The following is a 9439-nucleotide window of genomic DNA, read 5'->3' as shown; positions in this document are numbered from 1 at the left end:
CTCTCCGGCCCATTCCCCCATCACCACAACAAAGAGTCTGGCCCCGCCGCTCACGCGGCGGGGCCAGAACCCCAAGATCTTCATGAGTCTTCTAGCCGGATCGGTCAGCAGCGGTCATACCGGCCGCTACGAGGCCCCAGAGAGACGGTAGCGGACGGGGGCGGTTGCTGGGGTTGCGGTACGGCGCTGCTGTACGCCTACGGTGACTCGGTCGTCTTACTGCTCCGGCGAGGCAACCCGCGATAGACCACCCAGAGGCTGACCAGAACCAGTAGTGCTCCGCCGATTGGCCAACCCACGGACCCGCCGGCCCGGTAGTCCCTGATGCCGATCCAAAGAAGGAGGGCGGACAGGGGCAGCCCTGCCCAGTCGAGGGCTCTGTTCAATCTCGCCGAAATCGAAGGCTCATTCACAGCCTGATCCTGGCAGGCGCTTGCGCCCTCCACCAGATACGAGAGCGCTTCAGGCACAGCCTAAATAGCGAGCGGTGCACCAGCGGTCACGCCCTCCTCCGGAGGGTACGGCTGCATCTGTGCGAGATGGGTGTTAACGATCTCTCGGGCCCGCTCGGATGTAATCACCGCGGGCGTCTACGAAGCATCTGAGGTCGATGGAGTCTTGATGACCGAGTCAAGCTGGCGGGGCGCCACCCTTCGGCTGAGGTGGCACCCCGCGTTGTACCCGAGCTTTGAGGTCTGGCCTCATCCTTATCAGGTCGATCACGGGGAGTCGGCAACGTCGGCCAACCGGCCGGTCTTCTTGGCGGATCGTCCGTTGCCATTCGGCGTTGGTCGACGCTGTACGCACCTGTTGATGTCAGCCGTCGGTGTCAGCCGACCGACTCCCTCTTGACAGATCTGCTGTCAGTTCTTCTGGGTCTTGCCGGGGATCTTGGTGGCCTGAGTTTTTGCTGGTCGTGGGGCTCTCCGGTACGCCCGAGTGGTCGTCATTGATCGTTGTTGGCCACTGCCGAGCTGCCTCGGACGACCCAGAGACCGCCCGCTGGACGCGCCTTACGGGGACCTGCACTGACTATCGGCTGAGCACTGGTCTCGATTCAGGCCCGAGGCTGACCAGTTGGCACACTAAAGGAATGAAAAGAACTCTTCCCGCCTGTGTGTTGGCCGCAGTGGTTTTGCTGTCGGGATGCAGTGCCGGCGATTCGCGCGCTGGTGGCCCGCCGACCACCAGCGCATCCCCTGCCAGCGCCGACAGTGACCTTGCGGCCCGATATCGCGGTGCGGGCGGAGACCGGGACGTGTACGGGCTCAAGTATGCGAAGAACTCCGAAGGTGTGCTCCGGCTGACGGTGTGGACCCGCAAACAGGCCGGCTACGGGGGCAGCTTCGACGACTTCGCGGAGACAATGACGTCCTTCCTCACCAGACAGGGCGTCAGCCTCGCTCAGGGCTACGTGCTGGACGTGTACGGCCCTGACGGAACCAGATTGCACCTCTACGACACCACACCGGAGGAATCCTCTTGATACGCAGACCGTTTGCCTCCTCACCGTCGACCGATGCTGTGGTGTGACCTCGGAATCGAGGACCCTCGTGTTTTTTGGGCCCTGTTCCCTCCGTTGGCCACTACCTCCCGCATACTCTCTCGCCTCAACCCACCACCGTCCCTAGCTCCCATCCCGTCCGCCGTCGACCCACACACCGTGGAGCGGGCGTGGTTCAGGGCGTCAAGGTGGAGCGCGCCACTGTACGAACGACCTTGACGCCAGGGGCCGCGTCTGCTCGGCTCTGCCTGGGTCGACGGTGGACGAGATGGGAGCTCTCCCCGCTCACACCACTACGGACCCGCGGGGAGGCCCTCGACGAACTGCCTGACAGTCCGCTGCTCGCCCACCTTCGCCAAGTCCTCGTCGGCGTCGGCGCCCTGCCCGAGCGCGACGAGTACATGGTCCGCCTCGAACGCTTCCTCACCGGTCTCCTCGCAGCCCAGCAGAGCCCCGAACAGCGCAAAGTCCTGCACCGGTACGCGATCTGGCACCTGGTCCGACGACTCCGCCGACGCAACAATGGCCGCCCTATCACCCCGCAGCAGTTCATGTCCGCACGTCAACGCACCAACGCAGCCGCCGCCTTCCTGAACTGGCTGGCCGCCCACGACCTCACGCTGGACACCTGCCAGCAAGCCGACCTCGACCGGTGGCTCACCGATGACTCCGCCACCCACCGCCAGACGGCCGGGCATTTCATCCGCTGGGCCCGCACCAACAAGCTCGCCACCGTCCATGTCCCCGCAGTCCGCTGGAACGGCCCCACCCAGCCACTCGACGACGAGCACCGCTGGAAGGTCGCACGCCAGCTCCTGCACGACGACACCCTCAAACCCGAGGACCGGCTCGCAGGGCTGCTTCTCCTCCTCTATGCCCAGGGACCATCGGCGATCCATCGGTTGACCATCGAGGACGTTGAGGTCGGCTCCCAGGAAGTACGTCTCCACCTCGGCAATGCACCCGTCCAGCTCCCCGAACCCGTCGCCGCACTGGCCCGCGTGGTCGCCGCGAACCGCAAGGGCCACGCGACCATCGGCGCCCTTGCCCCATCTCCATGGCTCTTCCCCGGCGGCCAGCCCGGACGGCCAATCAGCACCACACAGCTGACACAACGCCTCAACCAGCTCGGAATCCGGCCCAACCAGGCCCGCAGCACCGCACTCTTCCAGCTCGCCACCGAGATCCCCGCCGCGATCCTCGCCCGCGCCCTGGGCATCCACACCGACGTCGCCGTCGCCTGGCAGCGGCTTTCCGCAGGCGACTGGACCACCTACGCCGCCGAGATCAGCCAACGAACTCCCCGATCGCTCCAGCAAGGAAAAGACGTACGTGACCTCCGATGATCAGTGTGGCGCGACCGGCGGACTGCCCAGTTCGTTGATGAGGCGCCGGTATGTTTCGAAGGCTGGCTTGGGGGTGTAGTCGTCGCGCAGCAGGCCGAAGCGGTGGAAGAGCCCCTCGGCGGTGCTGTCGGCATCTCGCAGGGCAAAGAACGAGTATCCGTCGATGTTCAAGTCGGCGGAGAGGGCGGCCACGGTCCGCACGACGGTTTCGAGGACCGCGGCCTGTCGCTGCTCGTTGCGGCCCGGGCCTGTGGGCCAGCCGTTCTCGCAGATGCGGATCGCGACGCTGTCGGGGATGCCGGCCCTCTGCAGGTCGGTGCATCGGAATGCGGTGAGGACCGCAGTGACCGCTTCCGCCAGCTGCTCAGCGGCGATGGGACGGAACACGTCCGGGAAGAAGTCCAGGCCGACGTAGTCCAGGCTCTGCCGGAAGCGGTCGTCGGCCAGGGCGCCGAGCTCGGACCAGAAGGTGTCGGCCGGATTGAAGGTCGGCACGGCGTTGAAACCGACCGCCACACTGAGACCCAGGGCCCGGGCCTGCTGCTTGGCCGCGACAACCCCCTCAACGAGCGCATTCAGAACGTTGGGGATGCTGCCGTCGACCACGGGCAGGTCGGCGTTGGGCTCTTCGCAGATCTGGACGGATTCCAGGTGCGGCCCACCGGCGCGGACGGCCCCGCGGACGAACTCCAGCCACCCCTCCAACTCGCCGGACGGCTCACGGAACTGCAGCACGAGGTCCAGCTTGCGGCCCCGTTGGAGATACGTCGTGGGATCGGCGGGCGTGGGCGGTTCCAGCGGCGTCACGGTGGCGGCGAACGACTGATAGGCGCGCACCGACAGGGTGGCCGTGTCGCCTTGGAGCGCGTCAAGTGCCTCGGTGATGTGGTCCGGCACATCCGGGCGGACCGGGTGGACGACGCCCTGGTCGTCGCCCAGGATCCCGCCGGGATAGATGCCGAAGTGCAAGGTCATGCTTGCCCCACCCTCAAATCTTGGTGTCACTGCAATTTTGCGGTGACACTATCATCTGGGTATGGGCCTTCGAGAGATCAAGAAGCAGCAGACCCGCACGGCAATCGCCGACGCGGCCCTGCCCCTCTTCCTGGAGCACGGCTTCGACCAGGTCACGGTCGTCGAGGTGGCACGACACGCAGGCGTCTCCGCCAACACCGTGTTCAACTACTTCCCCACCAAGGAAGACCTCTTCTTCGATCGCCAGGCAGAAGTAGAGGGCCATCTCGCCACACTGGTACGCAACCGTGCACCCGACGCCTGCCCAGTGGAAACCATCCGCGACGACCTGCTGGACGCCCTGCGGCACGACGACCCCGCACTCGGGCTCCACTCCGACGCGCCCCGGTTCTGGCAGGTCATCCACGACAGCGCCGCACTGCGCGCACGCGAACGCGAGATCAGCGAACGCGCCGAGGCTGCGCTGGCGACCGCCCTGGCCGAACACCCGCCGAACACCTCCACCGGACCGAACCAGGGCGACCACCCGATGCTCACGCTCCTCGCGGGCGCCATCGCCGGCACACACCGGGCCGCCTTGCGCGAACTGCAACGACGATTCCTGTCCGGCGAACCACCCACCGACGCCCGCGACAGCGTCGCCACAGCGGCAGTCCAGGCATTCAACCTTCTCTGCCCCGGACTCCACGCCGCCGCCGACCAGACGTCGCAGGAGCTACGGCTCCCTCAGTAACCCCGCAGCTCAGCCGAGGCATTCAGACAGTTCCAATACCCGACGTCACCATTAAGTGTCCTGCCTCACGTCGGGAAGAGCGCTGCCGAGGCGACGGCCAAGCTGGTCCCCCTCCAGCGTCGGACCGAGGCCGAGCAGGCCGCCCGAAAGGCCGCGAAGGCCACCAGGAAGGCAAAGGCCAAAGCGAAAGACCGGGCCAAGGGCAAGAAGAAGGGCGACTTGAAGAAGCCCAAGAAACAGGGCTCTCGGTAGCGTCGCTGTCTCCGGGATGGCTGCCGTTCGCGACCCGGGGACCTCAAGTCTCAGCGGAGCCGAGATTCACTAGCACCGCACCTGCAACTCGCTCGTCGGCCGGCTCCCCCTCAGCGCCACGGACCATGGCTCGTACGCGCTGCGGAAGCCGACCCACCGGACGGTCTGCCATTTCCCATAGTTGTCCGCGAAGTGCACGTTCAGTTGGACTAAGCGGCGCTGCACCACACGTCGTCTCGTCACGCTCAGCCTGCCCGCGGCCATGCTCGCCACCGTGCTGATGACGATCAACCCGGCTCGGCTCCTCTGGGTTGGCCAACCGGATCGGAGATCTAGCCACTACTGGAGAGTTTTCCGAGAGCTCCGTCTCCCCCTCAAGCTCCGCAAGAGCTGCCTGGTGCAGACTCAGCACCCTCCCGTAAGCAACTTCCAAGCTTGGCGCACTGGATTCACTCCCATCACAAAGGATGCGGTTCCAAGGGCGACTGCGATCCTTCACGTATCGCGAGCTCGCGCGCGCTCCGCGAAGCGTCTGCTTGACAACCAGGGCTGACGCTATGGTGCATCCCAGCTGACCCTCATTGAAGGTGCCATGGTCGCAGCCCAACCACGGCTTCCCTGGACGTCTCTGTGGCCAGTTGAGGTGGTTGTAGAAGACGTAGGCTGGAATGCAACCTGCCTTGATGGCGTCTTCGATCAGAAGATCACTCTGGTACCTATCGCCATCGGGTCGATATCGTAGGTCGTATCCGCCGTTTCGGTTGGCGCGCTTCGCTTGGACGCGCATACCGAACCCTACGGCGCCAGAGTGAAACCACCACTCCCAGTCCGCTCCGTTCGAGCGTTCCTCATCGCTCGCGAACGGATGGATCGCCACCCGGTCACCATGGGCCCGATCGATGGCCCGGAGATTCTCCTCGGTGTGTGTCACCTCACTCGACGGCCAACCCCTGCGGTGTTCGGCAGCCAAGGCTTCAAAGGTCAGCTCGGCACGCCGACTGAGAGTTCCACACAGCGAGCCAGCCGAAGAGGTACGCACACCACAAGCCCGACAAAAGGTGTCATTCTTACCAACCTGTTGACCACAGTTGCAGCGCTCCAACCCGCCTTCACCTCTCTACGTTCCGAGTGCCTGGCTTCGCCACCCTGAGCCGCTGATGGCACTGCGTCGCTGCGGTTTGAGGTGAATGCCAGATCATGCACCGCAGCGCTCGGCGGTGCACCTCTTCAAGGCCCATCCGCTCACGCATCGCTCACGCAAGCCCCTCCACGCCGCTGCGGCCGAGCATCCCGTCACGACCTCAACATGAAAAAACCCCAGGTCACGGCGAGTGAGTCCTGGGGTTTCTCGGAGCCGCCTTCGGGATTCGAACCCGAGACCTACGCATTACGAGTGCGTTGCTCTGGCCAACTGAGCTAAGGCGGCACACCCTGTCGCACCATGGTGCGATCAGCAGCGTCGCCAAGTCTACACAGTTTCCGGGGGTGCTCCGCACCAGCCCGGTTCCGGACCGTCTTCGCAGGTCAGTGGCAGGTCAGTGGCAGATCTGCGGTGGGCCGGGCGGCATCAGGAGCACTGCTTGCCCTCGCTCGGCGGGGTGCCGTCCAGGAGGTAGGTGTTGATCGCCGTGTCGATGCAGTCGCTGCCGCGGCCGTAGGCCGTGTGGCCGTCGCCGCGGTACGTGAGGAGGGTGCCGGAGGAGAGCTGGCCGGCCAGGGACTCGGCCCACTTGTACGGGGTGGCCGGGTCGCGGGTGGTGCCGACCACGACGATCGGGTCCGCGCCCTTCGCCTCGATGCGGTGGGGGGTGCCGGTGGGCCGGACCGGCCAGTGGGCGCAGTTCAGGGCGGCCCAGGTGAAGGTCCTGCCGAAGACCGGGGACGCCTTCTCGAAACTCGGAAGCGCCTGGGCGGCGGCATCGGCGTCGGCGAAGGCGGGCGGCAGGTCCAGGCAGTTCACCGCGGCGTTGGCGGACATCAGGTTCGCGTACGTGCCGTTCGGTTCGCGTTCGTAGTAGCTGTCCGACAGGGAGAGCAGGCCGGAGCCGTCGCCCTTCTCGGCGCCGGTGAGGGCCTCGCGGAGCCGGGGCCAGGCCGACTCGTCGTACATCGCGGCGATGACTCCCGTCGTGGCGAGGGATTCCGTGAGCGCGCGGGAGTCGCCGGTGGGGATCGGCCGGGCGTCGAGGTGGGCGAAGAGCTGCTTCAGGCGGGTGGCCGCGTCGGCGCTGGAGGTGGTGCCGAGCGGACAGTCCGCCTTCTTGAGGCAGTCGGCGGCGAAGGACTGGAACGCGGTCTCGAAGCCCGCGGTCTGGTCACGGTTCACTTCGACGGCGGGGAGCGACGGGTCCATCGCCCCGTCCAGGACCAGGCGGCCGACCCGGGCGGGGAAGAGTTCGGCGTACGTCGCGCCGAGATAGGTGCCGTACGAAGCCCCGACGTAGTGCAGCTTCTCGTCACCGAGCAGGGCGCGCAGCATGTCCATGTCCCGTGCCGTCTCGACGGTGGAGACATGCGGCAGGATCTCGCCGGAGCGGCGCTCGCAGCCGCTTGCGAACTGCTTGTAGGCGCTGCTCAGCCTGGCGACCTCGTCGGCGTTGTCGGGTGTCTGGTCGACCTGGGTGTAGGCGTCCATCTGCGGACCGGTGAGGCACTCGACGGGCTCACTGCGGTCCACGCCGCGCGGGTCGATGGCGACCATGTCGTAGCGGGCCCGGACCTGGGCGGGGTAACCGACGGCCGCGTAGCTCTGGAGATAGCCGATGGCCGAACCGCCGGGACCGCCCGGATTCACCAGGAGGGAGCCGATCCGCTCGCCGGGTCCGGTGGCCTTCACACGGGAGACGGCCAGCTTGATGTCGCCGCCGTCCGGCTGCGCGTAGTCCAGGGGCGCCTTCATCGTCGTGCACTGGAACCCCTCGACGCCGCAGTCCCGCCAGTTCAACTGCTGCGCGTAGTACGGCTTGAGCGCGGCGGGGACGGATGCGGCGGACGGTACGGACGCGCTGGACTGCGAGGAGCTCGTGGAACTGACACTGCTGCAGCCGGAGATGAGGAGGCCGGCAGTGCCGAGCGCGGTGGCAAGGATACGGAGCGGGCGCCTGGTGTCCATCCCCGGAGCGTAGTCGCCGCGTGACGGCTCACCCGATTCCCCGCTCGTACGGGTGAAAGCAGTGGCAGAGGTGACACGTGGCGACAAATGGTGATGCGCGTTGTCGAGTGACGACGGGCGGCGGCGCTGCCCGGCCTCAGCCCGCACGCAGCGCCATCGTCATCGCCTCCACCGCGAGCAGTGGGGCCACATTGCGGTCCAGCGCCCGGCGGCAGGCGATCACCGCCTCTATCCGGCGCAGGGTGCGTTCGGGTGTGGAGGAGCGGGCGATGCGGTCGAGGGCGTCCTGTGCGTCCGCGTTGGCGATGGCGATGCGCGAGCCCAGCTGGATCGCCAGTACGTCGCGGTAGAAGCCGGTCAGGTCGGTGAGAGCGAGATCGAGGCTGTCGCGCTGGGTACGGGTCTTGCGGCGCTTCTGTCTGTCCTCCAGCTCCTTCATCACCCCGGCCGTGCCGCGCGGCATCCGCCCACCGGCGGCGGCGCCGAGCGCCGCCTTCATCTCTTCCGTCTCCTTGGCGTCGACCTCCTCCGAGACCTGCTTGGCGTCATCGGTGGCGGTGTCGATCAGCTCCTGGGCGGCCTTGAGGCAGCCCCCGATGTCCTCGACGCGCAGCGGCAGCTTGAGCACGGCGGCGCGACGGGAACGGGCCCCCTCGTCGGTGGCCAGGCGGCGGGCCCTGTCGATGTGGCCCTGGGTGGCACGGGCAGCGGACGCGGCCCGCTCCGGATCGATGCCGTCGCGCCGGATCAGGACGTCGGCCACCGCGTCCACCGGCGGTGTGCGCAGGGTGAGGTGACGGCAGCGGGAACGGATGGTGGGCAGCACGTCTTCGAGAGCGGGCGCGCAGAGCAGCCACACCGTGCGCGGCGCGGGCTCCTCGACTGCCTTCAGCAGGACGTTCCCCGCGCCTTCGGTGAGCCGGTCGGCGTCCTCCAGGACGATGACCTGCCAGCGGCCGACGGCAGGGGAGAGCTGGGCGCGGCGGACCAGCTCGCGGGTCTCCTTCACGCCGATGGAGAGCAGATCGGTACGGACCACCTCGACGTCGGCGTGGGTACCGATGAGGCTGGTGTGGCAGCCGTCGCAGAAACCGCAGCCCGGCGCGCCGCCCAGGGCCCGGTCGGGGCTGGTGCACTGGAGGGCGGCCGCGAAGGCGCGGGCTGCGGTGGATCGGCCGGAGCCCGGCGGGCCGGTGAACAGCCAGGCATGGGTCATCTTCGACCCCGGGGGCACCGGCTCCCCCGCGGAGTTGGCGGTGACCAGCGCATCGGCGTCCCGGGCGGCGGCACCGAGTTGCTTCTGCACTCGGTCCTGGCCGACCAGGTCGTCCCATACGGTCATGGGTCACCGCCCTTCAGGTGGTGTGCGCCGCGCGGCTGTCGTGCGATGCGGTCGCGCGGCTGTGATGTCGCTGCTTGTCGATCCGGCTTCCCATTGTGCGGGACGGGTCTGACAATCCCGGCAGTCCGGCAGCGCGGGCGGGACGGCAGTCCGGCTGCCGGGCGGGCCCGCCCGG

7 protein-coding genes and 1 tRNA gene are annotated in these 9439 nt (G+C 67.4%); 3 read left to right on the top strand and 5 right to left on the bottom strand.

Going from position 1 to position 9439, the window contains the following annotated elements:
- Nucleotides 1-1258: 1258 nt before the first annotated feature.
- Nucleotides 1259-1486, top strand: a complete 228-nt coding sequence (locus ACZ7L9_RS30100) for a hypothetical protein (protein WP_471420078.1) — start codon at nt 1259-1261, stop codon at nt 1484-1486.
- 188 nt (nt 1487-1674) lie between these two features.
- Nucleotides 1675-2850 carry a hypothetical protein gene (locus ACZ7L9_RS30095; protein ID WP_471420076.1) on the top strand — a complete coding sequence of 392 codons (1176 nt, stop codon included), beginning with the start codon at nt 1675-1677 and terminating at the stop codon, nt 2848-2850.
- Here ACZ7L9_RS30095 and ACZ7L9_RS30090 read toward each other — a convergent pair whose 3' ends face one another.
- Nucleotides 2851-3825, bottom strand: a complete 975-nt coding sequence (locus ACZ7L9_RS30090; RefSeq protein ID WP_471420074.1) for a hypothetical protein — start codon at nt 3823-3825, stop codon at nt 2851-2853.
- Between the two features lie 61 nt (nt 3826-3886).
- Here ACZ7L9_RS30090 and ACZ7L9_RS30085 point away from each other — a divergent pair, with 61 nt between their 5' ends.
- Entirely contained in the window at nt 3887-4558 is a 672-nt protein-coding gene (locus tag ACZ7L9_RS30085) for a TetR/AcrR family transcriptional regulator (protein ID WP_471420072.1), read from the top strand.
- A gap of 295 nt (nt 4559-4853) precedes the next feature.
- On the opposite strand, the gene ACZ7L9_RS30080 is transcribed toward ACZ7L9_RS30085, so the two are convergent.
- The 4 genes from ACZ7L9_RS30080 to ACZ7L9_RS30065 form a co-directional block, all read right to left on the bottom strand.
- A complete protein-coding gene (locus tag ACZ7L9_RS30080; RefSeq protein WP_471420090.1) occupies nt 4854-5687 on the bottom strand; it encodes a DUF6615 family protein in 834 nt (277 codons plus the stop codon).
- Between the two features lie 475 nt (nt 5688-6162).
- A tRNA-Thr gene (locus tag ACZ7L9_RS30075) sits at nt 6163-6236 on the bottom strand.
- A 141-nt stretch (nt 6237-6377) separates the two neighbouring features.
- On the bottom strand, nt 6378-7922 hold the full coding sequence (locus ACZ7L9_RS30070) for an alpha/beta hydrolase (protein WP_471420070.1): 1545 nt from the start codon (nt 7920-7922) through the stop codon (nt 6378-6380).
- 136 nt (nt 7923-8058) lie between these two features.
- Nucleotides 8059-9264, bottom strand: coding sequence for a DNA polymerase III subunit delta' (locus ACZ7L9_RS30065; RefSeq protein ID WP_471420068.1), 1206 nt, complete (start codon nt 9262-9264; stop codon nt 8059-8061).
- Nucleotides 9265-9439: the final 175 nt, after the last annotated feature.

This window comes from Streptomyces sp. NPDC111516 (genome assembly GCF_055635345.1).
Note: the sequence above shows the minus strand (reverse complement) of the source record. Positions and strands in the feature narration are given on the sequence as shown.

Coding starts and splice junctions, on each gene's coding strand:
- ACZ7L9_RS30090 (WP_471420074.1), bottom strand. CDS start 3,825: ATGACCTTGCACTTCGGCATCTATCCCGGCGGGATCCTGGGCGACGAC.
- ACZ7L9_RS30085 (WP_471420072.1), top strand. CDS start 3,887: ATGGGCCTTCGAGAGATCAAGAAGCAGCAGACCCGCACGGCAATCGCC.
- ACZ7L9_RS30070 (WP_471420070.1), bottom strand. CDS start 7,922: ATGGACACCAGGCGCCCGCTCCGTATCCTTGCCACCGCGCTCGGCACT.
- ACZ7L9_RS30065 (WP_471420068.1), bottom strand. CDS start 9,264: ATGACCGTATGGGACGACCTGGTCGGCCAGGACCGAGTGCAGAAGCAA.